The sequence below is a fragment of the Pseudomonas sp. C9D1 genome (assembly GCF_056491235.1).
The window spans coordinates 2,944,453-2,969,847 of the sequence record NZ_JBSZIE010000002.1; the positions used below are offsets into that span (position 1 = coordinate 2,944,453).

Annotated in this window: 18 protein-coding genes and 1 riboswitch; of the genes, 11 read left to right on the forward strand and 7 right to left on the reverse strand. The window is 66.0% G+C overall.

Going from position 1 to position 25,395, the window contains the following annotated elements; all coding sequences use genetic code 11:
* Nucleotides 1–164: 164 nt before the first annotated feature.
* The 5 genes from ACXI0U_RS21750 to ACXI0U_RS21770 all read left to right on the forward strand — a co-directional run bounded on the left by ACXI0U_RS21750 (nt 165) and on the right by ACXI0U_RS21770 (nt 12,325).
* Entirely contained in the window at nt 165–1,808 is a 1,644-nt protein-coding gene (locus tag ACXI0U_RS21750; protein ID WP_431482858.1) for a methyl-accepting chemotaxis protein, read from the forward strand.
* 56 nt (nt 1,809–1,864) lie between these two features.
* Nucleotides 1,865–1,955: riboswitch (glycine riboswitch) on the forward strand.
* Nucleotides 1,956–2,075: 120 nt separating this feature from the next.
* Nucleotides 2,076–2,696 (forward strand): trimeric intracellular cation channel family protein, encoded by a 621-nt coding sequence (locus ACXI0U_RS21755; protein WP_431482859.1) that lies wholly within the window; start codon nt 2,076–2,078, stop codon nt 2,694–2,696.
* A 304-nt stretch (nt 2,697–3,000) separates the two neighbouring features.
* Nucleotides 3,001–4,575, forward strand: coding sequence for a diguanylate cyclase (locus tag ACXI0U_RS21760; protein WP_431482860.1), 1,575 nt, complete (start codon nt 3,001–3,003; stop codon nt 4,573–4,575).
* A gap of 113 nt (nt 4,576–4,688) precedes the next feature.
* The gene (locus ACXI0U_RS21765; RefSeq protein ID WP_431482861.1) at nt 4,689–10,670 is read left to right on the forward strand and encodes a two-partner secretion domain-containing protein; all 5,982 of its coding nucleotides are present in this window, start codon (nt 4,689–4,691) and stop codon (nt 10,668–10,670) included.
* Nucleotides 10,671–10,672: 2 nt separating this feature from the next.
* Nucleotides 10,673–12,325 carry a ShlB/FhaC/HecB family hemolysin secretion/activation protein gene (locus tag ACXI0U_RS21770; protein WP_431482862.1) on the forward strand — a complete coding sequence of 551 codons (1,653 nt, stop codon included), beginning with the start codon at nt 10,673–10,675 and terminating at the stop codon, nt 12,323–12,325.
* Nucleotides 12,326–12,585: 260 nt separating this feature from the next.
* Here the strand turns inward: ACXI0U_RS21770 and ACXI0U_RS21775 are convergent, their stop codons facing one another.
* The 3 genes from ACXI0U_RS21775 to thiI all read right to left on the reverse strand — a co-directional run bounded on the left by ACXI0U_RS21775 (nt 12,586) and on the right by thiI (nt 16,442).
* Nucleotides 12,586–12,936: a hypothetical protein gene (locus tag ACXI0U_RS21775; protein WP_021222130.1), complete on the reverse strand. Its 351-nt coding sequence runs from the start codon at nt 12,934–12,936 to the stop codon at nt 12,586–12,588.
* A 104-nt stretch (nt 12,937–13,040) separates the two neighbouring features.
* Nucleotides 13,041–14,858, reverse strand: a complete 1,818-nt coding sequence (gene typA, locus ACXI0U_RS21780; protein WP_021222131.1) for a translational GTPase TypA — start codon at nt 14,856–14,858, stop codon at nt 13,041–13,043.
* 129 nt (nt 14,859–14,987) lie between these two features.
* The gene (thiI, locus tag ACXI0U_RS21785) at nt 14,988–16,442 is read right to left on the reverse strand and encodes a tRNA uracil 4-sulfurtransferase ThiI (protein ID WP_184489731.1); all 1,455 of its coding nucleotides are present in this window, start codon (nt 16,440–16,442) and stop codon (nt 14,988–14,990) included.
* A 333-nt stretch (nt 16,443–16,775) separates the two neighbouring features.
* Here thiI and glnA point away from each other — a divergent pair, with 333 nt between their 5' ends.
* The 5 genes from glnA (at nt 16,776) to ntrC (ending at nt 22,287) form a co-directional block, all read left to right on the forward strand.
* Nucleotides 16,776–18,182 carry a glutamate--ammonia ligase gene (gene glnA / locus ACXI0U_RS21790; protein WP_021222133.1) on the forward strand — a complete coding sequence of 469 codons (1,407 nt, stop codon included), beginning with the start codon at nt 16,776–16,778 and terminating at the stop codon, nt 18,180–18,182.
* 212 nt (nt 18,183–18,394) lie between these two features.
* Nucleotides 18,395–18,955: a DUF4124 domain-containing protein gene (locus ACXI0U_RS21795; RefSeq protein WP_479550795.1), complete on the forward strand. Its 561-nt coding sequence runs from the start codon at nt 18,395–18,397 to the stop codon at nt 18,953–18,955.
* 3 nt (nt 18,956–18,958) lie between these two features.
* Nucleotides 18,959–19,579, forward strand: coding sequence for a DUF4124 domain-containing protein (locus ACXI0U_RS21800; RefSeq protein ID WP_479550796.1), 621 nt, complete (start codon nt 18,959–18,961; stop codon nt 19,577–19,579).
* 189 nt (nt 19,580–19,768) lie between these two features.
* Nucleotides 19,769–20,854 carry a nitrogen regulation protein NR(II) gene (gene glnL / locus ACXI0U_RS21805; protein ID WP_021222136.1) on the forward strand — a complete coding sequence of 362 codons (1,086 nt, stop codon included), beginning with the start codon at nt 19,769–19,771 and terminating at the stop codon, nt 20,852–20,854.
* Entirely contained in the window at nt 20,851–22,287 is a 1,437-nt protein-coding gene (ntrC, locus tag ACXI0U_RS21810) for a nitrogen regulation protein NR(I) (protein WP_021222137.1), read from the forward strand. The genes glnL and ntrC overlap by 4 nt, the downstream gene beginning before the upstream one ends.
* 843 nt (nt 22,288–23,130) lie before the next feature.
* On the opposite strand, the gene ACXI0U_RS21815 is transcribed toward ntrC, so the two are convergent.
* Nucleotides 23,131–23,571: a hypothetical protein gene (locus ACXI0U_RS21815; RefSeq protein ID WP_431482863.1), complete on the reverse strand. Its 441-nt coding sequence runs from the start codon at nt 23,569–23,571 to the stop codon at nt 23,131–23,133.
* Between ACXI0U_RS21815 and ACXI0U_RS21820 the strand changes: the two genes are divergently transcribed.
* A complete protein-coding gene (locus ACXI0U_RS21820; protein WP_043240558.1) occupies nt 23,570–24,031 on the forward strand; it encodes a tRNA (cytidine(34)-2'-O)-methyltransferase in 462 nt (153 codons plus the stop codon). The genes ACXI0U_RS21815 and ACXI0U_RS21820 overlap by 2 nt on opposite strands.
* A 60-nt stretch (nt 24,032–24,091) precedes the next feature.
* On the opposite strand, the gene secB is transcribed toward ACXI0U_RS21820, so the two are convergent.
* Genes secB through ACXI0U_RS21835 form a run of 3 tightly spaced genes read right to left on the reverse strand, consistent with a single transcriptional unit; the run spans nt 24,092 to nt 25,283 of the window.
* Nucleotides 24,092–24,577, reverse strand: coding sequence for a protein-export chaperone SecB (secB, locus tag ACXI0U_RS21825; RefSeq protein WP_021218677.1), 486 nt, complete (start codon nt 24,575–24,577; stop codon nt 24,092–24,094).
* A gap of 35 nt (nt 24,578–24,612) precedes the next feature.
* Entirely contained in the window at nt 24,613–24,867 is a 255-nt protein-coding gene (gene grxC, locus ACXI0U_RS21830; protein ID WP_021218676.1) for a glutaredoxin 3, read from the reverse strand.
* Between the two features lie 2 nt (nt 24,868–24,869).
* Nucleotides 24,870–25,283 carry a rhodanese-like domain-containing protein gene (locus tag ACXI0U_RS21835; protein WP_021218675.1) on the reverse strand — a complete coding sequence of 138 codons (414 nt, stop codon included), beginning with the start codon at nt 25,281–25,283 and terminating at the stop codon, nt 24,870–24,872.
* Between the last annotated feature and the right edge of the window lie 112 nt (nt 25,284–25,395).

The following is a 25,395-nucleotide window of genomic DNA, read 5'->3' on the forward strand; positions in this document are numbered from 1 at the left end:
GAACGGGGCATGACGCCTGCACGACGGCCCCAGCGCGGCTCCTCTTTCAAAAAACGCCAGGGTTCAACTGGCCACTTGCCACTTAAGTTCTGTCAGAGTATTCCGAAACAAAAGTAAGCCACTGCAAGAGCGGCTGGACTCTCCACTCGGATGGAACTGAACCGATGTCATCGCTGCGCTCCGTCAGCCTGCAGACCAAGATTCTGCTGGCCTTCACCCTGGTCAACCTGATCAGCATCGCCACCTTCATCAGCTACGCGCAGTACGTGAAGTCCCTGGACATCCGCGAGCAGATGGACAACCGCCTGCGTGCGGCAGCTCATGCGGTGCCGCGCCTGCTGGGTAACGACTACCTGGAGCGGGCGCGGACGGCCGATGGCCTGCGCGAGGGCGAGTATCTGGAACAGGTGCGCAACCTCGGCGAGTACGCCGGCGAGGTGGACTTGAAGTTCGCTTACACCCTGATGGTCGACAGCGGCGGCCGGGTGTTCTACCTCTCCGACGGCGCCAGCGGCAGCGAGATCGCCAGCGACAGCTACGCCAAGCACCTGGAGGAGTACACCGACGCCAGCCCGGCGGTGATCCAGGCCGCGCGCAGCAACCAGGCGCAGTTCGACGAGTACACCGACAGCTACGGGACCTTCCGCTCGATCTTCCTGCCCATGCGCACCAGCGGCGGCCAGCCCTACGTGGTGGGCGTGGACGTCACCCTGAGCAGCCTCGACCAGGCCATCGCCGACAGCCTGCGCAGCCTGCTGCTCATCGGCGCGGTGACGCTGAGCATCGGCCTGCTGCTGTCCTGGCTGGCCACGCGCATGCTGGTCCACGCCATCCGCCAGCTCACCGGGCAGCTCAACCGCATCGCCCAGGAGCGCGACCTCTCGCACTCCCTGGCAGTCACCAGCAACGACGAACTCGGGCAGATGGGTACGCGCCTGTCCGGCCTGCTGCAGGACCTGCGGCAAACCCTTTCCGGCGCCCTCGGCATGGCCGACAGCAACCAGCAGCTGGCGGAAACCTTCCTGCACCGCGCCGACGACATCACCCAGCAGATCCAGCAGGCAGCGCACCAACTGGCCGACGTCGACCAACACGGACAATCGATCCAGCAGGCCGCCGGGCAATCCCACAGCCTGGCCGGCGCGGTGCGCAGCAACCTCGAACGCACCAGCGCCGAACTCAGCCGCGCCCACCAGGAGCTGCAACAGCTGATCGCCGATGTGCACGGCAGCACCTCCTCCAACATCGAGCTGGCCACCGACCTCGACGGCCTCAGCCGTGAGGCCGAGCAGATCGGCCAGGTGCTGCAGATGATTGCGGGTATCTCCGAGCAGACCAACCTGCTGGCCCTCAACGCCGCCATCGAAGCCGCGCGCGCCGGCGAGGCGGGCCGTGGCTTCGCCGTGGTCGCCGACGAGGTGCGCAAGCTGGCGGGGCAGACCAAGAGCGTGCTGGCCGATGCGCACAAGGTGATCGACCAGGTCACCGGTGCCATCCGCCAGATTGCCCAGCGCATGGGCAGCACCGCCGAGCGCTCGCGCGCCCTGGCGGGCAACGCCGACGAAGCGCTGGAAGCCCTCGACACCCTGGTGCGGCAGATGGGCGAGGTGAACGCCAATGTCGAGCAGGCGCTGACCAGCAGCGAGCACATCCAGCATGCGGTGGCCGATATGTCCGGCCGCCTGGGCGATATGCGCGGCGCCTTCGAGCACACCCGCCAGGATGTGGACGCCATCAACCACTCCGCCGCTGAACTGGGCGAGACGGCACGTGCCTTGAAAAGCGGGCTGGGGGCCTTCCGCACCTGACAGGTGCAGGCGCGGAAGCTGACCACTCGCACAAGTTCGTCAGCGCCCCTATAATCCGCGCCCCCGCAGGAGAGCGAGGCGCCATGCGCCTCCGCCGAAGGCGCAAACTCCCATAATCGCTCAGGCAGAAGTCACTGCGGGTTCCATGATCGCCAACTGGAGAGCGGCCGCCCGCGAGCGGCCCACCGAAGGGGCAAGCGGCCCACGCCGCGCAAACTCTCAGGTACACAGGACAGGGGGAGGGGCAGCACAACGCAGGAGTTCTGTGTGCTCACCTACGTCTACCTGATTGCAATCGTCGCCGAAGCCATGTCCGGTGCCCTCGCCGCCGGCCGGCGCAATATGGACCTGTTCGGCGTCAGCCTCATCGCCTTCCTCACCGCCCTCGGCGGCGGCACCGTCCGCGACATCCTCCTCGGCCACTACCCGGTGAGCTGGACCCAGCACCCCGAATACATCTTCCTCACCATCGGCGCCGGCCTCTCGGCCATGCTCCTGGCCAGGTTCATGCACCACCTGCGACAGCTGTTCCTGGTGCTCGACGCCATGGGCCTGATCGCCTTCACCGTGATCGGCTGCAATGTCGCCCTGGGCCTGGACTACGCCCTGCCGGTGGTGGTCATGGCCGGGATCATCACCGGCATCTTCGGCGGCATCCTCCGCGACATCCTCTGCAACCGCACCCCGCAGGTGCTGCGCCAGGAGCTCTACGCCAGCGTCTCCCTGCTGGTCGCCCTGTTCTACCTCGGCCTGCGCCAGCAAGGCGTCGACGACGACCTCAACCTGCTCGCCTCTTTCAGCGTCGGCCTGCTGCTGCGACTTTCGGCGATCCGTTTCGGCTGGTCGCTGCCGATGTTTTCCTATGCGCCGGGGCGCTGGGAGCATTGAAAGTCTCCGCACCCACCCACCGAGCCCGGCTCGGTTCGGTGCGCCCCATCTCCAGCCTGCCAGCGCAGCCCCGGGCCAGCGGTGTCGCCCGATCCTGGAGCGCACATATGATGTGCACCTCGCCGTTTCGGCCTTGGTTTCACCTTGCCCGAAGAGTAAAATCCACACGTTTTCCCGGGTTTTTCTACGGGCCTGTGACGGCCCTGGCCAAAGCCCGCTCGCTCACCACGACGATGCGTCGCCCGTAGGACCCGCTGCAAGGATCGCAGTCGCCTTGAGCGCTAGACCCATCGGGACATGACCCATGCCGTTCGGGCCGCCCCCCAAGCTCAACCTGCGCAATCTCATCCTGCTGTTCGTCCTTGCCGCGACCCTGGCGACGCTGGCCAACAACCTGCTGGTGACCTATGGCATCCAGCGCCAGGCACTGGTGCAGAACGCCCTGGAGGCCAACCGCGCCTATGCGGCCAAGCTCGCCGCCAGCATCAACGAGAACCTGGCCGGTGACCTGGAGCGCCTGCGCTTCAGCGCCAACCTGCTGGGCAACGTGCCGGGCGATACGAAACAGATGGCGCTGGAAGCGGAGCGCCTGCTGACGCAGGACCACAGCTTCAACACCGTGCTGGTGGCCGATGCCGAGGGCACCGTGGTGGCCTCCAAGCCGGACAGCCTGGGCATCAACGGCCAGGCCCTGCGCTCGCGGGAGGCCCTGCAGCAGCGCCGGGCGATGGTCAGCCCGGCGTTCCGCTCCCTGGCGGGCAATCTCATCGTCTTCGTTTCCCACCCCATCTGGGGCCCCGATGGCCAGTACCGGGGGCTGATCGGCGGCACCATCTACCTGGGCAAGCCCAATGCCCTGGATTCGCTGGTCAGCCAGCACTTCCACCATGACGCGTCCAACGTCTACCTGGTGGACCCGGACCGCAAGGTGCTGTTCCACCCCGACGCCAGCCGCGTTGGCGAGCGCCTGGGCGCCAACCCCATCGTCGACGCGGTGCTCAAGGGCGAGAGCGGCGCCATGCAGGCGGTCAACACACGGGGCGTGGAGATGCTGGCCGGCTACGCCAGCGTGCCGCTGAGTGGCTGGGGCGTGGTGGCGCAGCAGCCCCTGGCTGCAGCCCAGGCGGCGCTGGAGGAGTTGATGAAGCGCCTGCTCGCCGGCCTGCTGCCCATGAGCCTGCTGGGCATCGGGCTGATCCTGTGGATTTCCGCGCGCATCAGCCGCCCGCTGCGGCAACTGGCCGAGAGCGCCGCGCAGCCCGAGCGGGCGGAGAAGGCCCTGCGGGTGAAAGCCTGGTATGCCGAGGCCTGGATGATCAAGCAGGCGCTGCTGGCCGGGCTGGAGGTTACCCGGGCCAAGCTCGGCCAACTGGACCAGCAGGCCAAGAGCGATCCGCTCACCGGGCTGGCCAACCGCCGCGCCATGGAGGAGCGCTTGCAGGCCTGGCAACGGCTGGGCACGCCGTTCTCCGTGATCAGCCTGGACATCGACCACTTCAAGCGGGTCAACGACACCTTCGGCCACGACACGGGTGACGATGTGCTACGCCAGTTCGCCGACCTGCTGCGCCAGAGCTGTCGGGAGCGGGACCTGCCGTGCCGTGTCGGCGGCGAGGAGTTCATCCTGCTGCTGCCCGAGGCGCCCCTGCGCACGGCAGCAGAGGTGGCCGAGCGCTTCCGCGCCCGGCAGGAGGCCACCCCGATCGACCCGGTGGGGCAGATCACCGTTTCCCTCGGTGTGGTGCACTGGTCACCCCGAGGCGGGCGCAGCGTGCAGGACGTGCTCAAGCGCGCGGACGAGCTGCTCTACCAGGCCAAGCAGGCCGGGCGCAACCGGGTGATGGCGGACGAGATACGGGTATTCGAGTCAATCAGCTGACGCCAAAAATTCATGATGTAAAAAATTCCTGACAGCCAATTCCTAGGTAAAAGTCGCCGTGATATACAGCGGCGGCTTTCTCGAGCCCTTCTTGCCGTCAAAGGACTGCTGTCATGAATCGAGCCTTCTCGCTGGTCTGGAATCCCCGTCTGCGCGCCTGGTGTGTCGCCGATGAGCATGCCCGGAGACGCAAGGCGGGCTCCGGCGCGGTCCTGGCGTGTGCGCTGCTGGCCCCGGTGGCGGGCCTGGCGGCCGACCTGCCGACCGGCGGCCAGGTGGTTTCCGGCAGTGGCGCCATCAGCCAGCCCAACGCCCAGCAGATGGTCATCGACCAGTCCAGCAACAAGCTGGCGATCAACTGGCAGAGCTTCGACATCGGCGCCGGCAAGCGGGTGACCTTCAACCAGCCCGGCAGTGATTCCATCGCCCTCAACCGCGTGGTGGGCAGCGACGGCTCGAAGATCATGGGCCAGCTGGATGCCAACGGCCGGGTCTTCCTGGTCAACCCCAATGGCGTGCTGTTCGGCAGCGGTGCCCAGGTCCAGGTCGGCGGCCTGGTGGCCTCGACCCTCGACATCGACCCGCAAGATTTCGAACGCGGCAACTACCGCTTCAAGGGCGACGGCACGCCGGCGACCGTGGTCAACCAGGGCACCCTCACCGCAGCCGATGGCGGCGCCGTGGCGCTGCTGGGGGGCACCGTCAGCAACCAGGGGGTGATCGTCGCCCAGCAGGGCAGCGTGGCCCTGGCGGCCGGCAATGCCGTGACCCTGGACTTTGCCGGCGACGGCCTGCTCAACGTCCAGGTGGACGGCGCCGCCGCGGATGCGCTGGTGGAGAACCACAAGCTGATCCGCGCCGACGGCGGCAAGGTGCTGCTCACGGCCGATGCCGGCGATGCGCTGCTCAAGACCGTGGTCAACAACACCGGCGTGATCGAGGCCCGCACCCTGGGCGAGAAGAACGGCAAGATCATGCTCATGGGCGACTTCGACGGCGGCGTGGTCAAGGTGGCTGGCACCCTCGATGCCAGTGCCGCGAACGGCGGCAATGGTGGCTTCATCGAGACCAGCGGTGCCCACGTGCAGGTTGCCGATGACGTGAAGGTCACCACCCTGGCCAAGCCCGGCAAGGGCAAGACCGGCGAATGGCTGATCGACCCCTACAACGTGACCATTTCCACTGCCGGCAGCACCGGCATGGGTGGCTTCAACGGCAACGCCAACGACAGCGTGCTCAACGTCAACACCCTGACCAACGCCCTGGCCAGCACCGGGGTGACGGTGACCACCGGAGTCGGTGGCAGCCAGGCCGGCAACATCACCGTCGATGCGCCCATCAGCTGGAGCGCCGACACCACCCTGACGCTGAACGCCGCCGGCAGCGTCATCATCAACAAGGACATCACCGCCACCGGCACCAACGCGGGGCTCTCGCTGGTCTACGGCAACGGCTACCGGCTGGGCAGCGGCGCCCGCGTCACCCTGTCGGGCAGCAACGCCAGCCTCAGCCTGGGGGGCACCAGCTACACCCTGATCCATGACCTCGCCGGTTTGCAGGGTGTCGGTGCCAGTGGCTACTACGCCCTCGCCACCGACCTGGACGCCAGCGCCACGCGCACCTGGAACGGCGGCCAGGGCTTCGCGCCGCTGCAAGGCTTCAGCGGCACCTTCACCGGCCTCGGTCACGCCGTGGATGGCCTCACCATCGCCCGTGGTTCCGAGAACAACGTGGGCCTGTTCCAGGCCGTCAGCGGGCAGGTGCGCGACCTGACCCTGTCCAATGCCGCCATCACCGGCAATATCACCGTCGGCGCCATCAGCGGGTCCCTCAGCGGCACGCTGTCGGGCATCCACGTCACCGGCTCGGTGCTGGGCAACGGCTCCAACGTCGGCGGCCTGGTCGGCCAGGTCACCAATGGCACGCTGCAGGGGGCGTCCTCGACCGCCAGCGTGACGGGCCTGAACAACGTGGGCGGTCTGGCCGGCACTGTGCAGAACGGCACCCTGGCCGATGCCTATTCCACGGGGTCGGTGACCGGCACCATCAGCAACAGCAGCGCCTTCGCCGGCGGGCTGGTGGGCAATGTCTTCGACTCGGCGACCCTGACCAACACCTACGCCAGCGGCCGGGTCCAGGGCTACACCGCCACGGGCGGCCTGATCGGCGGCACCTTCCTGTCCACCATCACCTTCGCCAACAGCTACTGGGACGTGAACAGCACCGGGCAGGCCAGCAGCGCCAGCGGTGGCACCGCCATCACTTCGGCCAATGCCCGCACCCAGTCCACCTACAACGGCTTCGACTTCGCCAACACCTGGGTGATGTTCGAGGGTGATACCCGGCCGATGCTGCGCAGCGAGTACTCCACCGCGGTGTACACCCCCCATGCCTTGCAACTGATCGGCACGAACCTGGCCGGCAACTACCGGCTCGGCACCTCCCTCGACCTGGGCGCCGCGCTTGCTGCCGGCGGCAACGGTTACTACGGCGATGTCTGGGGTGCATCGGGCTTCAAGCCCCTGGGCAGCGACACCGGCAGCTTCACCGGCAGCTTCAATGGACAGGGCTTCGGCCTCAGCGGCCTGGCCATCAACCGGGCGAGCACCAACTACGTGGGCCTGTTCGGCTACACCTCCGGCGCAACCCTGGCCAACGTCAAGCTGGTGGGCGGCAGTGTCACCGGCAACGACGGTGTCGGTGCGCTGGTCGGCTACATGACGGGCGGGACCCTTGGCAGCGCATCAGCCAGCACCACCGTCAGCGGCACCAGCACTGGCGAGGCCAATACCGGTGGGCTGGTGGGCACCAACGACGGCGGCGCCATCGCCGATGCCTCCGCCAGTGGCAACGTCACCGGCGCCGGCTACCAGATCGGCGGCCTGGTCGGCTTCAATTTCAACGGCGGCAGCATCACGCGCGCCTATGCCACCGGCAATGTGACCGGCACCAACCCGAACAACGGCCTCGGCTATGTCGGTGGGCTGGTCGGAGCCAACGGCTACAGCGGCGATGGCGGTTCCATCAGCCAGTCCTACGCCACTGGCACGGTGAGGGCGGCGGCGGGCCCCATCGGCGGTTTCGTCGGCCATAACGAAGGCAGCATCACCGACTCCTACGCCACCGGCGCGGTAATCGGCCAAGGCTCCGCCAGCAACATCGGCGGCTTCGTCGGGGTCAACTTCGTCAACGGCACCATCGGCAACAGCTACTCCACCGGCTACGTCGCCGGCGGCAGCCAGATGGGCGGCTTCGCCGGCTACAACAACGGTGGCAGCAGTGCCATCACCAACGCCTACTGGGACATCCAGACCAGCGGCCAGACGCTGGGCAGCGCCGGTGGTGTGGCGGCTGGAATCACCGGACGCACCACCGCCCAGTTGCAGGGCAGCCTGCCGGCCGGTTTCGCCTCCTCGATCTGGGGCATCGGCACCAACCTCTATCCGTATCTGCAATGGCGCTACAGCACCACACCCAACGCCGTGAGCGGCCGGGTGTTCAGCGACGCCGGCAGCACGGCACTCGCTGGCGCCACCGTCAGTGCCGTGTCGGGTGGACAACTGATCGGCAGCGCCTCCACCGGGGCGAACGGCTACTACTACGTCCTTGGCGAAGCCAGCCGCTTCGACAGCAATGGCACGCTCACCTACCTGGAGGGTGGTTCCAGCCAGGGTGCCGCGTTCAGTGATCGTGTCGGCTACCTCGGTATCCAGGGCCTGGACATCTATGCCTCGGCCATGCGCCTGGTGACCGGGCAGGGCAGCCTCACGGCAACCCGCAGCCGCTACCTGGCCGCTCGGGGCAGCTACGCCGACAGCGACCTGGGCTTCCTCGCGCTCTCCGACTTCGGCGGTCTCACCGATACCGGCTATGGCCTCTACCTGAGCGCCACTCCCGCCAGCTACAGCCTGGACACCGACCTCGGCTCCGGCGGGCTGCTCAGCCTCGACAGCGGCGGTGCCTTCGGCATCAGCGGTACCCGCCAGCTGTCGGCGGCTGGCAACCTCGGCGTGGCCGACCGTCTGACCTGGGGCGACAACGCCGGGCTGACCCTCAGCACCAGCAACAGCGGCAACATCCTCCTGGGTGATGGCATCGACGCCGCCAACGGCAGCCTGACCCTGTCTGCTGCCGGCACCGCGACCAGCAACGGAGGCGTCAACCTCGGCGTGCTGAATCTCACCGGCGGCACCTGGAACCAGGTGGCGGCCAGCCTGCCGAGTTTCAACGTAACCGACTTCCGCCTCAGCCCCAGCGCCACCTTCATACGGGCCCTGGCCGGGGACGGCAGCGCCGCCACCCCGTACCGCATCGCCGATGTCTATGGGCTCCAGGGGCTGGCCTCCAACAGCCTGGCGGGCAGCCGCTTCGTTCTGGCGAACGATATCGACGCCTCCAGCAGTGCGCTGTGGAACAGCGGCACCGGCTTCCTCTCCATCGGCAGCCTGGCCAACCCCTTCACCGGCCGGTTCGACGGGCAGGGGCACCGCATCGGCGGCCTGGCCATCAATCGCCCCGGCAGCACCTACAGCGGCCTGTTCGGCTACAACGCCGGTTATGTCGGCAACCTCAACCTGGTGGGCGGCAGCGTGGTCGGCGGTACTTACACCGGCGCCCTGGTGGGCTACAACGCATCGGCCGGTGTGATCGAGCGGGTCGGCAGCGACACCGGCGTCACCGGTACGGGCAACGTCGGCGCGCTGGTCGGCACCAACGCCGGCACCCTCAGCGAGTCCCTGGCCACAGGCAGTGCCAGCGGCGGTCTCAATGGCGGCGGCCTGGCGGGCAGCAACACCAGCACCGGCATCCTCCGCGACAGCTACGCCACCGGCAGCGCCCAGGGCAGCGCCACGGCGGGCGGCCTGGTCGGGTTCAACGACGGCAGCCTGCTGCGTGTTTATTCCACGGGCACGGCCAGCTCCAGCGTCGGCGCGGTCGGCGGCCTGGTGGGCAGCAATGCCGGCACCGCCACCGGCAGTTTCTGGAACACCACCACCAGCGGCCTGGCACAGGGCGTCGGGGCCGGCAATGCCTCGGGCGTATCGGGGTTGACCAGCACCCAGCTCACCACCCTGGCGCCCTTTGTGGCGGCCGGCTGGAGCATCGACGACGCCGGCGGCACGGGTGCCACCTGGCGCATGTACGAGGGCCACAGCGCACCCCTGCTGCGCAGCTTCATGACCGCCCTCAGCGTCAACGTCGGCAATGCCAGCAAGACCTACGACGGCACCGCCACCAGCAGCATGGGAGCCCTGGTGTTCCCCATCGGCTACGACCCGGCCCTGGTCGGCGGCAGCGCCCTCTACACCGCCAGCAGCGCCAACGCCGGCACCTACACTGGCGCCAACCTGCGCGCGAGCGGGCTCTATTCCAGCCAGTTCGGCTATGACATCGAGATGCTCGCCGGCACCCTGACCATCGACAAGGCAGCGCTGACCATCACCGCCAGCAATGCCAGCAAGACCTACGGCCAGACGGCATCGCTGAGCGGTTTCAGCACCTCGGGCCTGATTGCGGGTGATCAGGTCAGCGGTGTGGATCTCGCCAGCCTGGGGTCGGTCTTCAATGCTGGCGTCGGCAACTACGCCATCGTTGCCAGCAACGCCCAGGGCAGTGGGCTGGGCAACTACGACATCACCTACGGCAACGGTACCCTCACCATCGACAGGGCCGCGCTGGCCATCACCGCCGGCAATGCCAGCAAGACCGCCGGCCAGGTGGCGAGCCTCAGTGGCTTCTCCAGTGCGGGTCTGGTGGCCGGCGACCAGATCAGCGGCGTCAGCCTGAACAGCGGTGGGGCCGGGGCCGGGGCCACGGCCGGCAACTACGCCATCGTCGCCAGCAACGCCCAGGGCACCGGCCTGGGCAACTACGACATCACCTACGTTGACGGCATGCTCACCGTCACCGGGACGCTGCCCGTCAGCACCGTCACTGACCCGCGCGTGCCTGCCGCGCAGATGACCGGCAAGCAACCCGGCAGCGAAACCGAGCGACCGCTGGTGGTGGTCACCCCGGCTCTATTCGCACCGGCCGAGTTCGGCGCGCAGCTCAACCTCGTCAACAACGGCATTCGTCTTCCCGAAGGAATCTGAAGATGCGTTCGACTCCCGTGCTGGCCGGCCTTGCCGCCTCGCTGCTCAGCCTGTCCGTCTCCGCCGCCACCGCTCCGGATGCCGGCCAGGTGCAGCAAGGCCTCGACCAGCAGCCCCTGCAACTGAGTCCCCGGCAGTCCCTGCCGATCAACCTCCCGGACACGCCCGCCGACCCGTCGGCCGAGGCCGGTCCGCGCCTGCAGGTCAACGGTTTCACCCTGGAAGGCAATAGCGCACTGGGCAGCGAAGAGCTGCTGGGCCTGCTGGCCGACCTGCCCGGCAAGGAACTCAGCGTCGGCCAGCTGCAGGCGGCCGCCAACCGCATCACCCGGCGTTACCGCGAACAGGGCTACCCCCTGGCGCGTGCCTACCTACCGGCCCAGGAGATCGATGGCGGGGTGGTGAAGATCGCCGTGCTGGAAGGGCGCTACGGTGAGGTCCGTGTCGACAACCCGGTGGGCCTGGGTGGCAGCGCGCTGGCGCCGCTGGCCGCGCTGAAAACCGGCGATGCCGTGCAGGGCCAGCCCCTGGAGCGCAGCCTGCTGCTGCTGCAGGACACCCCCGGCGTGGAGGTGAAGTCCACCCTGCGACCCGGTGCCAGCACCGGCACCACCGACCTGCTGGTGGGCCTGCAGAAGGCGCCCCTGGTCACCGGCTCGGTGGACATGGACAACTACGGCAACCGCTTCGTCGGCCAGTACCGCCTCGGCGGCACCCTGAACCTGAACAACCCGCTCAACCTCGGCGACCGCCTCAGCCTGCGGGCCATGGGCAGTGACGAGGACCAGCACTACGGCCGCGTGGCCTACCAGTTGCCGCTCGGCCCCTGGGCCACCCAGTTCGGCGTCGCCTACTCGGACATGGACTACGAGCTGGGCAAGGACTTCGAGGACCTGCGCGCCCACGGCAACGCGCGCATCGCCAGCGTCTACGCCATCCAGCCACTGGTGCGCTCGCGGGACTTCAGCCTGTTCACCCAGCTGCAGTTCGACGACAAGCGCCTGAAGGACGACATCGACCTGTTCGACGAGAAGAGCGACAAGCACGCCCGCGTCGTCACTCTGACCCTCAACGGCAACAGCCGTGACGACCTGCTCGGCGGCGGCATCAACAGCTTCGCCCTCGGCTGGAGCCAGGGCAGCCTGACCCTCGACGGCGCCCAGGCCCAGCGCGCCGACGACGCCACCGCCGGCACCCGTGGCCGCTTCCACAAGCTCAACCCCAGCCTGGTGCGCCTGCAGCGCCTCAGCGACCGCTTCAGCCTCTATACCCAGCTCCAGGGCCAGTGGGCCGACGGCAACCTGGACAGCTCCGAGAAACTCTACCTGGGCGGCGCCTACGGCGTTCGCGCCTACCCCCAGGGCGAGGCCTCGGGCGATCAGGGCTGGCTGGCCAACGTCGAGCTGCGCTACGCCCTCACCGAGGCCTGGCAGCTGTCCACCTTCGTCGACCACGGCGAAGTGCGCCTGAACAAGGACGCCTGGACGGCGGACGACAACCACCGCAGCCTCTCCGGCGCCGGCTTCGGCGCCCTGTGGGCGTCCCATGGCTGGCAGGTCAATGCCGTGGCGGCCTGGAAGCTGGGCAACGCCGAAGCCGAGAGCGACGTGGAACGCACGCCGCGCGTCTGGGCCCAGGTGGTGCGCGCCTTCTGAGTCCGTGCCCCTGCCTGATGGGCAGGGGTATAGCGGGGTTTGCCGGTGCCACGGGCGGCAGGACGCAATCAATGATCCGACTGCTGGCCCGACCGTCGCAGTGACTGCAGCGCCTTCCGAGTGGATCGAGAAAGCCGCCCCTGTTGGGCGCCAGCCTCATCGCACGGTGGTGAGCCGAACCCCGCCTCCGGGTGCATCTCCATCCCCGTCGGTGTCGGCCTCGGTGATGCCCCTGACCAGGTTCATGCGCTCCTTGCGGATCAGCACTCGATACCGACCATCCACTGGGTCTTGTCAGCGTTGCTGCGGTCCAGATCGGCACGACGGACGAGCGGTTCCGTGCATCCCCGAGGCTTGATGTACTCCTCCGCTGCGCGCGCCGCCTCATCGATCGACATGGGGCGGCGGTCATCCCGCTGCACGGTGATATAGAAGGGCTTCTGGAACATCACGATGTAGGCATCCAGCGTGTAGCGCTGGCCCGCGATCTCGAGGTTGGCGTGGTACTCGTCGAAGCGTGTGAGATGGCGGGTGTCGAGGGCGCGCGGTGATGCGCAGCCGAGGATCAGCAAGGCCAGCCCTGCCAGGCCAGCCAGGGAAGTCACTTTCATGGTTCTCTCCTGATGAACAGCGGACAGCCAGGGGCGGCAGGCCTCTCAATGAAAAGCCCCCGCCGGATCGCTCCGGCGGGGGCTTTTCAGTTACTGATCGGAGATCAGACCTTGGCGCGCTCGTAGCGCTTGCGGTCGTTCTCGTTCAGCATTTTCTTGCGCAGGCGGATGGACTTCGGAGTCACTTCCACCAGCTCGTCGTCGGCGATGAATTCCAGCGCCTGCTCCAGGGTGAAGCGGATCGGCGGAACCAGGGCGATGACTTCGTCTTTGCCCGATGCGCGCATGTTGTCGAGCTTCTTGCCCTTGGTGGGGTTGATCACCAAGTCGTTGTCACGGCTGTTGATGCCGGCCAGCTGGCCTTCGTAGATCTCGTCGCCTGGGCCGAGGAACAGCTTGCCGCGGCTTTGCAGGGTTTCCAGCGAGTAGGTCAGGGCGGTGCCGGTGGCCATGGAGACCAGTACGCCGTTCTGACGGTTGCTGACTTCGCCGGCCTTGATCGGGCCGTAGTGGCTGAAGGTCGAGGTCAGGATGCCGGTACCCGAGGTCAGGGTCAGGAAGTTGTTACGGAAGCCGATCAGGCCACGCGCCGGGATGGTGTATTCCAGGCGTACACGGCCCTTGCCGTCGGGGATCATGTTGGTCAGATCGCCCTTGCGCAGGCCCATCTGCTCCATCACCGAGCCCTGGTGCTGCTCTTCGATGTCGATGGTGACGTTCTCGTAGGGCTCCTGCTTGTCGCCGTCCTTCTCGATGATGACCACTTCCGGACGGCCTACGGCCATCTCGAAGCCTTCGCGGCGCATGGTTTCGATCAGTACGGAGAGGTGCAGTTCACCGCGGCCGGAGACCTTGAACTTCTCGGCGGACTCGCCCGCTTCGACGCGCAGGGCAACGTTGTGCAGCAGTTCCTTCTCCAGACGGTCCTTGATGTTGCGGCTGGTGACGAACTTGCCTTCCTTACCGGCGAAGGGCGAGTCGTTGACCTGGAAGGTCATGCTCACGGTCGGCTGGTCGACGGTCAGGGGCGGACGGGCTTCGACGTTCTGCGGGTCGCACAGGGTGTCGGAGATGAACAGCTCTTCCATGCCGCTGACGCAGACGATGTCGCCGGCTTCGGCTTCAGCGACTTCGACGCGCTGCAGGCCGGAGTGGCCCATGATCTTCAGGACGCGGCCGTTGCGCTTGGTGCCGTCGTCGCTGATGGCGACCACCGGGGTGTTGGACTTGATCTTGCCGCGGGCGATGCGGCCGATGCCGATCACGCCGAGGAAGCTGTTGTAGTCCAGCTGGGAGATCTGCATCTGGAACGGGCCGTCGACGTCGACGTCCGGAACCGGGACGTGGTCGATGATCGCCTGGAACAGCGCGTCCATGTTGTCGTCCATCTTCTCGTGGTCGAGGCCGGCGATGCCGTTCAGGGCGCTGGCGTAGACGATCGGGAAGTCGAGCTGCTCGTCGGTGGCACCGAGGTTGTCGAACAGGTCGAAGATCTGGTCGATGACCCAGTCAGGGCGCGCGCCCGGACGGTCGATCTTGTTGACCACGACGATCGGACGCAGGCCGGCCTTGAACGCCTTCTGGGTCACGAAGCGGGTCTGCGGCATGGGGCCGTCCTGGGCGTCGACCACCAGCAGCACGGAGTCGACCATCGACATCACGCGCTCGACCTCACCGCCGAAGTCGGCGTGGCCGGGGGTGTCGACGATGTTGATGTTGTAGCCGTTCCACTTGATGGCGGTGTTCTTCGCCAGAATGGTAATGCCGCGCTCTTTTTCCTGGTCGTTGGAGTCCATCACGCGCTCGCTTTCCGCTTCTTTGCGGTCGAGGGTGCCGGACAGCTTCAGGAGCTTGTCGACGAGGGTGGTTTTGCCATGGTCGACGTGGGCGATGATGGCGATGTTGCGTAGTTTTTCGATCACTTGTGCATCTCGATCAGAGGATTCGGTTCGCCGCTGAGTCTAGGCGGCCTGTATGAAAAACGTTCGATTCAGCCCGCCCGCTGGTCGGGGGGGCGGTGGCGGATGCTGCCGCCGTACAGCCCGGGCTGTTTAGGCCGGGCGATAAACGCGCACATTGGCATGCCCCTCGCTGAGCAGATGGTGAGCATGCAGGCGGCTCATGACGCCTTTATCGCAATAGAGGAGGTACTGGCGATTTTCGTCCAGTTCCTTGAAGCGGCTGTTGATCGCGTAGAACGGCATGGCCTGGACTTCGATGCCCGCCAGCTCCAGCGGTTCATCTTCCTGGGCGTCGGGGTGGCGGATGTCGATGACGATCTGCCCCGGCAGAGCCTCGCTCACCTCCTCCACCTTCAGGTCCTGGCCCAGCTCGTCGATCACCCGGTCGATGGGGATCAGGCGCGCGCGCTCGATGGCGCGTTCCAGCACGGCCATGTCGAACTGCGTCTCTTCGTACTCGATGCGGCTCTGCTTGGCGCGGGTGGTGGGGTTCACCGAGATCACGCCGCAGTATTCGGGCATGTGCTTGGCGAACTCGGCAGTGCCGATCCGGGTGGCGGTGTCGATGATGTCCTGCTTGTGGCTGGCGATCAGCGGGCGCAGCACCAGCATGTCGGTGGCCGAGTCGATCACCGAGAGGTTCGGCAGGGTCTGGCTGGACACCTGGGAAATGGCTTCGCCTGTGACCAGCGCCTCGATGCGCAGTTGCTCGGCCATGCGCGTGGAAACCCGCAGCATCATGCGCTTGAGGATCACGCCCATCTGGCTGTTGTCGACCTTGCCGAGGATCTCGGCCACCACTTCCTCGAAGGGCACGCTGATGAACAGCACGCGCTGGGAGCGGCCGAACTTTTCCCACAGGTAGTGGGCCACTTCCATCACGCCCAGCTCGTGGGCACGACCGCCAAGGTTGAAGAAGCAGAAGTGCGCCATCAGGCCGCGGCGCATCATCTGGTAGGCGGCGACGGTGGAGTCGAAACCACCGGACATCAGCACCAGGGTCTGCTCCAGCGAGCCCAGCGGGTAACCGCCCAGGCCGTCGTGCTGGTGGTGGATGACGAACAGGCGCTGGTCGCGCACCTCGATGCGCACTTCCACTTCCGGGTTCTTCAGCGAGATGCCGGCGGCGTTGCACTCACGGCGCAGGCGGCTGCCGACATGGCTCTCCAGCTCCATCGAGGTGAACGAGTGCTTGCCGGCACGCTTGCAGCGCACGGAGAAGATCTTCCCGGGAATCTGGTCGGCGTAATGCAGCTTGCACTTTTCCAGCACATCGTCGAAGTCGCCGAGCGGGTACTCGTTGACCTCCAGGAAGTGGGTGATGCCGGGCGTGCAGGTGAGGCGCTCGATCATCTCCGCAAGGAGCTTGGGGTCGGTCTGCGTCGTGACCAGTTCCAGGTTGTCCCAGATGCCGCTCACCTCGACTTCCGGGTCGAGATCACGCAAGACCACGCGAATGTTCTTCGCGAGCTGGCGGATGAAATGCTTGCGCACCGGCCGGCTCTTGATGGTGATTTCGGGGAAGACCTTGATGATGAGTTTCATGAAAACAGCACTGGCTGGGACGCTGAAAAAAGAGGGGCGCGGATTATAGCGGAAATTGTTCAAGCTTTGACCAAAATCAATCACACCTCTTCGCGACGCACCAAACGGGTGCAATCTCGACGCACGGAGCACGGAATTGGTGCGCAAAACTGTACACAATCAATCGGCAGGCCCCGGCCCGCGTGAGTTCTAGGGCCTTTGCCCATTCCAGGGCACTGGCACGCAATTTGCTCCCTTGTGAGGCAGGTTGCCCTGGCGGACTATGCCGCCCCGGCTTCACCTTTTTATTGGGGGGCTCGCACGACAGCCACCCCCGACCACCTGGAGGACACCATGTCGAAGTCGCTTCAACTGATTAAAGACCATGACGTGAAGTGGGTTGATCTGCGCTTCACCGATACCAAAGGCAAGCAGCACCACGTGACCATGCCGGCACGCGACGCGCTGGACGACGAGTTCTTCGAAGTCGGCAAGATGTTCGACGGCTCGTCCATCCATGGCTGGAAAGGCATCGAAGCCTCCGACATGATCCTGCTGCCGGTCGACAGCACCGCCGTACTGGACCCCTTCACCGAAGAGCCGACCCTGATCCTGGTCTGCGACATCATCGAGCCGAGCACCATGCAAGGCTACGATCGCGACCCGCGCTCCATCGCCAAGCGCGCCGAGGAATACCTGAAGACCACCGGTATCGGTGACACCGTCTTCGTCGGCCCGGAACCCGAGTTCTTCATCTTCGACGAAGTGAAGTTCAAGTCCGACATCTCCGGCTCCATGTTCAAGATCATCTCCGAGCAAGGCTCGTGGATGACCGACCAGGACGTCGAAGGCGGCAACAAGGGCCACCGCCCGGCCGTCAAAGGCGGTTACTTCCCGGTTCCGCCGTGCGACCACGACCACGAAATCCGTACTGCCATGTGTAATGCCATGGAAGAAATGGGCCTGGTCATCGAAGTTCACCACCACGAAGTGGCGACTGCCGGTCAGAACGAAATCGGCGTGAAGTTCAACACCCTGGTCGCCAAGGCTGACGAAGTTCAGACCCTGAAGTACTGCGTGCACAACGTCGCCGATGCCTATGGCAAGACCGCGACCTTCATGCCGAAGCCCCTGTACGGCGACAACGGCTCGGGCATGCACGTGCACCTGTCGATCGGCAAGGACGGCAAGAACACCTTCGCAGGTGAAGGCTATGCCGGCCTGTCCGATACCGCCCTGTACTTCATCGGCGGCATCATCAAGCACGGTAAGGCCCTGAACGGCTTCACCAACCCGTCGACCAACTCGTACAAGCGTCTGGTTCCCGGTTTCGAAGCCCCGGTCATGCTGGCCTACTCCGCCCGCAACCGTTCCGCCTCGATCCGTATCCCGTACGTGTCCAGCCCGAAAGCACGCCGCATCGAAGCGCGCTTCCCGGACCCGGCTGCCAACCCCTACCTGGCCTTCGCCGCTCTGCTGATGGCCGGCCTGGACGGCATCCAGAACAAGATCCACCCCGGCGATGCGGCCGACAAGAACCTGTACGACCTGCCGCCGGAAGAGGCGAAAGAGATCCCGCAGGTTTGCGGCAGCCTGAAAGAGGCGCTGGAAGAGCTGGACAAGGGCCGTGCGTTCCTGACCAAGGGCGGCGTGTTCAGCGACGACTTCATCGATGCCTACATCGAGCTGAAGAGCGAAGAAGAAATCAAGGTGCGCACCTTCGTGCACCCGCTGGAATACGACCTGTACTACAGCGTCTGATCCCGCTGCCTGCATAGGCAACGTGCCGCGCAAGCGGCACGGACTGAGAGGCCTCCTTCGGGAGGCCTCTTTTTTTGTGGCATGGATTGCGTGCAACAACGCCCTCGAACCGAGCGATTTTCCGGCTGCGCCGCACAGCCGCATCAGGCCGAACTTGCCAGCTTGGCGCGCGGGTGCAAGGCTTAGCGGCATCATCCAGAGGAGACCGGCCCATGCGCCTCCTGCTCGCCTGCCTGCTGCTGTCGCTGACGCTCCCCGCCACGGCGCAGATCTACAAGTACACCGACGCCAACGGCAATACCGTCTTCACCAACCAGCCGCCGGATGGCACCAAGACCGAAGAGGTCAGCCTGCCCACCACCAACACCGTGGAAGCGCAGAAGCCCGTGACGCAGGTCGCCACCCCGAAAGACCAGGCGGCGGAAGCGGCGTACAAGGAACTCCGCCTGACCGACGCCCCCAGCGAAGAAGCCCTGCGCGCCAACAACGGCACCTTCTCCGTCGGCGTGCAGCTGGTTCCGCGCCTGCGCCCGGGCCATCAGCTGCAGCTGCTGCTGGACGGCAAGCCCGCGGGCCAGAAGGTCAACGTGCCGCGCCTGCAGGTGGTCAACGCCGACCGTGGCGAGCACAGCCTCGCGGTCCAGGTACTGGCCGGTGACCAGGTCGTGCAACAGAGCGAAACCGTCACCTTCACCGTGCAGCGGGTCAACACCAGCAGCCCGGCGCTGCGCCCGCCGCCCCCTCCGAAACCCACTCCGAAGCCAGCCAACTAACCCATGCGCACGATCCTGCTCTGCCTGTTGTTCGCCAGCCTGCCGGCGATGGCCCAGGTCTACACCTATGTCGACGAGGAAGGTAACCGCGTCTTCACCGACCGGCCCAAGCCCGGCAATGCCGAGCGCATCGAACTGGCGCCCTCCAACGGCATGACCGCCCAGCCAACGGCCCCCGCCGTGCTGCCGCCGGCCGCCATTCCCCGCGAGCTGGGCTACCAGGTGCTGCGCATCCTGGTGCCCGAGCCGGACGCCACGCTGCGGGACATGGAAGGCAACCTCATCGTCACCGCCATGAGCGAGCCCGGCCTGCGCGATGGCCACAGCTATCGCCTGGTGCTGGACGGCAAGCCCCAGGGCGAGCCCGGCCGCAGCCCGGTATTCCCCATCACCAACCTGGATCGCGGCACCCACCAGCTGGCGGTGGAGATCATCGACGACAAGAGTCGCGTGATCGAGCGCACGCCAAACCAGCCGGTGCACATGATGCGCATCTCGCTGGCGCAGAAACGCCAGGCCCGCCCCTGCCAGAAGGACGACTACGGCGTGCGTCCCGAATGCCCGCTCAAGGACAAGCCCAAGGAGCCGGACAAAGGCATCATCGGCATCCTCCCGTTCTTCTGATCCAGTGATGCACCGCAATGGTGCATCACGCTGCACCGATTTCTATACTCTCCCCATTTTGGTTCGCCCGCGCACCGCCGCGCTGCGCTGAAAAGCAGCCGCAAGCGGCTGGTTGCCTATTTCAGCGCGTCTTTTCAGGGCTTGGTTTGCTTCTTGCATTTTCCTGCCCATCGCCGAGATGCCCGACCTATGACCATCAACGACGCCCTGCACCGACTGCTGCTCGACAACCTGACCACCGCGGTGATCCTGCTCAATGCCGACCTGCGGCTGGAGTACATGAACCCGGCGGCGGAAATGCTTCTGGCCGTCAGCGGCCAGCGCAGCCATGGCCAGTTCATCAGCGAGCTGTTCACCGAATCCCCCGAGGCGCTGACCTCGCTGCGCCAGGCGGTGGAAGAGGCGCACCCCTTCACCAAGCGCGAAGCCATGCTCACCTCCCTCGCCGGGCAGACCCTGACGGTGGACTACGCGGTGACGCCCATCCTCAACAAGGGCGCCACCCTGCTGCTGCTGGAAGTACACCCGCGCGACCGGCTGCTGCGCATCACCAAGGAAGAGGCGCAACTGTCCAAGCAGGAGACCACCAAGCTGCTGGTGCGCGGCCTCGCCCACGAGATCAAGAACCCCCTGGGCGGCATTCGCGGTGCCGCCCAACTGCTGTCCAGGGAACTGCCGGAAGAGCACCTGAAGGACTACACCAACGTCATCATCGAAGAGGCGGACCGCCTGCGGAACCTGGTGGACCGCATGCTCGGCTCCAACAAGCTGCCGTCCCTGGCGATGACCAACGTCCACGAAGTGCTGGAGCGCGTCTGCAGCCTGGTGGAAGCCGAGAGCCAGGGCGGCATCACTCTGGTGCGCGACTACGACCCGAGCATCCCGGATGTGCTCATCGACCGCGAGCAGATGATCCAGGCCGTGCTCAATATCGTGCGCAACGCCATGCAGGCCATCTCCGCCAACAACGACCTGCGCCTCGGGCGCATTACCCTGCGTTCGCGCACCCTGCGCCAGTTCACCATCGGCCACACCCGGCATCGCCTGGTGACAAAGGTGGAGATCATCGACAACGGCCCGGGCATCCCGCCCGAACTGCAGGAAACCATCTTCTATCCCATGGTCAGCGGGCGCCCCGACGGTACCGGGCTCGGGCTGGCCATCGCCCAGAACATCATCAGCCAGCACCAGGGCCTGATCGAGTGTGAGAGCCACCCCGGCCACACCGTCTTCTCGATCTTCCTGCCGCTGGAACAAGGAGCCACATCCTCATGACTCGTAGTGAAACCGTCTGGATCGTCGATGACGACCGCTCCATCCGCTGGGTCCTGGAAAAAGCTCTGCAACAGGAAGGCATGACCACCCAGAGCTTCGAAAGCGCCGACAGCGTGCTCACCCGCCTGGGTCGCCAGCAGCCCGACGTGATCATTTCCGACATCCGTATGCCCGGCTCCAGCGGCCTGGACCTGCTGGCACGCATCCGCGAGCTGCACCCGCGCCTGCCGGTGATCATCATGACCGCCCATTCCGACCTGGACAGCGCCGTGGCGTCCTACCAGGGCGGCGCGTTCGAATACCTGCCCAAGCCCTTCGACGTCGACGAGGCGGTATCACTGGTCAAGCGCGCCAACCAGCACGCCCAGGAACAGCAGAGCCTCGAAGCCCCGGTCAGCCAGCCGCCCACCCCCGAGATCATCGGTGAGGCGCCGGCGATGCAGGAGGTGTTCCGCGCCATCGGCCGCCTCAGCCATTCCAATATCACCGTGCTGATCAACGGCGAATCCGGCACCGGCAAGGAGCTGGTGGCCCATGCGCTGCATCGCCACAGCCCCCGCGCCAGCTCGCCCTTCATCGCCCTGAACATGGCGGCGATCCCCAAGGACCTGATGGAATCCGAGCTGTTCGGCCACGAGAAAGGCGCCTTCACCGGCGCAGCCAACCAGCGACGCGGCCGCTTCGAGCAGGCCGATGGCGGCACCCTGTTCCTCGACGAGATCGGCGACATGCCCGCCGACACCCAGACCCGCCTGCTGCGGGTGCTCGCCGACGGCGAGTTCTACCGCGTGGGCGGCCACACCCCGGTCAAGGTGGACGTGCGCATCATCGCCGCCACCCACCAGAACCTGGAAAACCTGGTGCAGGCCGGCAAGTTCCGCGAGGACCTGTTCCACCGCCTCAACGTCATCCGCATTCATATCCCGCGCATGTCGGACCGCCGGGAAGACATCCCGGCGCTGGCCCGCCACTTCCTCGCCCGTGCGGCCCAGGAGCTGGCCGTAGAGCCCAAGCTGCTCAAGCCGGAGACCGAGGAATACCTGAAGAACCTGCCCTGGCCGGGCAACGTGCGCCAGTTGGAGAACACCTGCCGCTGGATCACCGTCATGGCCTCGGGCCGTGAAGTGCATGTGGACGACCTGCCGCCGGAGCTGCTGACCCAGCCCCAGGACGCCGCCCCGGTCACCAACTGGGAACAGGCCCTGCGTCAGTGGGCCGACCAGGCCCTGGCCCGTGGCCAATCCAGCCTGCTGGACAGCGCCGTGCCATCGTTCGAGCGGATCATGATCGAGACCGCCCTCAAGCACACCGCCGGCCGCCGTCGCGACGCCGCCGTGCTGCTGGGCTGGGGTCGCAACACCCTGACCCGCAAGATCAAGGAACTGGGCATGAAGGTGGACGGCGGCGACGAGGACGACGGCGACGACGCCTGATTCTCTCCGCCCCCTCCCCCCTTCCATACGCGGGCCTGCTGGCCCGCGTGACGCATCCGGCGGCACCCCGCCCTCCGCGTTGTAGGAGCGAGTCCGTTCGCGACGGATCGCTGGCCGATCCCCAAGCCCCTCGGAAAGGCCCACCGCGAATGGATTCGCTCCTGCTCCCTCCCTTGCCCTCCCACGCCCCGAACTCCCCGTAGAGCAGCCATCCAGACGCCTGCGCGACCTGCACCCGGCCGGGCTGCAGTCGCTAAAAAACGATCCCCGCTGGTGCCACGCACCGCTTCGGCGCATCAAAAACGTGCTCAGAAAATGGCCAGGAATCCGCGAGAAACGGCCTGAAGGCGGTCATGTCGAGTAACAACGGAAAAGCGCGCGAAACGCTACAGGCCAGGAATTACGGGACTTTCAGAGCTGAAGAGCGATGCGAAGCGAGCCTGAACAGGCATCACGAATAAAAACTGGCACACCCCCTGCATTGGTAGAGACAACCAGTTTCGGGGACCTTGGTACAGGCAGGCCGGGGATCCCTCTTTTATGCAAGACCCTTCGCTGCCAGCGTCACCGCGTCGAGCCAGGCTCCGCGCGCACGGCGAAGGGGAACGGTTTTGGGGGCCTTGGTACAGGCAGGCCGGGGAACCCCCTTTCTTACACCGCCACGCCGTAACGGCAGCCACAGGCCCGGACAGCGCAGCGACACCCCTTTTGGGGACCCAGGTACAGGCAGGCCGGGGATTCCCCTTTCTTCTCCCGCCACGGGCGCTTTGAAAGCGGCGCCGGGCACGATGCGACGACCCGTTTCGGGGACCTTGGTACAGGCAGGCCGGGGAATCCCCTTTCTTATCCCTCCCGCAGGCTGATCTGCAGCCGCCACTTGCCGTCCACCTCGGCACCACTCCACTCCCCATGCAGGGGGCGGGTGGCCACGAAGTGCAGCAACAGCCCGTTCCGACTCATCTGCAATCGCCAGTTCAGCGGCTTGTCGCCCAGCTGCAGGTGGCCTTGCTGCGGCTCGGCGCTGGCATCGAAGAGAAAGGCCAGCGCGCCGTCCATGTGCTCCGCATGCTGGCGGGGTTCGTCGTTGAACCACAGCGCCAGGCCGCCCGGCACTTCCTCCACCCGTTCCAGGTGGACGGGCCCCGGCGCGGTCAGGCGGCCGATCATCATGCCCACCAGCAGTCCGAAAATCGCCAACGAGCCTAAAAAGCGCGGCCACATGCGCCGCCTCGGGTCCTCATCGGGAGTAGAATGCCGCCGGTTTTGGCGCTGGGGGCCACGCATGTTTCACGTCATCCTTTTTCAACCGGAAATTCCGCCGAACACCGGCAACATTATCAGGCTGTGCGCCAACTCGGGCTGCCACCTGCACCTGATCGAACCCCTGGGTTTCGAGCTCGACGACAAGCGCCTGCGCCGCGCCGGGCTGGACTACCATGAGTACGCCACCCTGCAGCGCCACGCCGACCTGGAAAGCTGCCTGGCGAGCCTGGGGCACCCCCGCGTGTTCGCCTTCACCACCAAGGGCACGCAGCTGTTCCACGAGGTTGCCTTCGAGAAGGGCGACGCCTTTCTTTTCGGCCCAGAAAGCCGCGGCCTGCCGGAGGAGGTGCGCAACGCCCTGCCGCCCGAGCAGCGCCTGCTCCTGCCCATGCGCCCCGGCTGCCGCAGCCTGAACCTGTCCAACACGGTGGCGGTGGCGGTCTACGAGGCCTGGCGCCAGCACGGTTTCAGCCTGGACTGAGGGCCATCGCCCGCCCACAAAAAAGCGCCCCGAGGGGCGCTTTTTTTCATCCAGCGCGGATCAGGCGTTGGCCGGGGCTTCGCCGGCGGCCTGCAGGCGCGCCATTTCCTGCGCGTACAGGGCGTCGAAGTTCACCGGAGCCAGCATCAGCGCCGGGAAGGAGCCACGTACGACGAGGCTGTCCAGGGTTTCGCGGGCGTAGGGGAACAGGATGTTCGGGCAGAAGGCACCCAGGGTGTGGCTCATGGAAGCCGCATCCAGGCCCTTGATCAGGAAGATGCCGGCCTGCTGCACTTCGGCGATGAAGGCGGTCTCTTCGCCGTTCTTCACGGTCACGGAGAGGGTCAGCACCACTTCGTGGAAATCACCGTCCAGCGACTTCTGGCGGGTGTTCAGGTCCAGCGCCACGCTCGGGGTCCACTCCTGACGGAAGATCTCGGGGCTCTTGGGGGCCTCGAAGGACAGGTCACGCACATAGATACGCTGCAGCGAGAATTGCGGGTTCTGGGCTTCCTGGGAAGCGCCGTTGCTTGCTTGTTCAGTCATGGCAGAGCCTTCTTGTTCGTACGTTTCTAGTGGGGTCACGCCTTGAGCAGAGCATCCAGCTTGCCCGCCCGCTCAAGGGCATAAAGGTCGTCACAGCCGCCCACATGGGTCGAACCGATCCATATCTGCGGCACCGAGGTACGCCCCGCCTTGCGGGTCATCTCGGCGCGGACGTCGGGCTTGCCATCGACACGGATCTCTTCGTACTGGACGCCCTTGTTGCCGAGCAATTGCTTGGCCCGGATACAGTAAGGGCACCAATCGCTGGAATAGATGACGACGGCAGCCATATTCACTTCACCAACGGCAGGTTTTCGCCGCGCCAGCTGCCGATGCCGCCAGACAGCTTGAGGGCGGTGAAGCCGGCTTTTTGCAGGTCACGGCAGACAGTGCCAGCGTGCTGGCCCATGGTGTCGACCACTATGATGGTCTTGTCCTTATGCTTATCCAGCTCCGCAAGGCGAGCAGCCAGCTTTTCGTAGGGGATGTTCAGCGAGTCGACGATGCGACCGGCGGCGAAATCCTTGTTGCTGCGCACGTCGAGGACGATGCCCTGGCCACCGTTGACCAGCGCGGTGAGCTCGCGGGTGCTGATGCTGCGGCCACCACGACGCAGTTCGTGGGCGATCAGCAGCACCAGCAGGACGACGAAGGATGCGCTCAGCACATAGTGGTTAGTGGCAAATTCAATCAGGTGGGCGAACATCGACGGGTCCCGGGACGGTAAAATGCCGGCCAGTATACACAGCACCACAGGTCCACCAAACCCCGCACGGCGGTGACGTACAAGGAACTTGTACGTAAAATGCCGCTCCCTT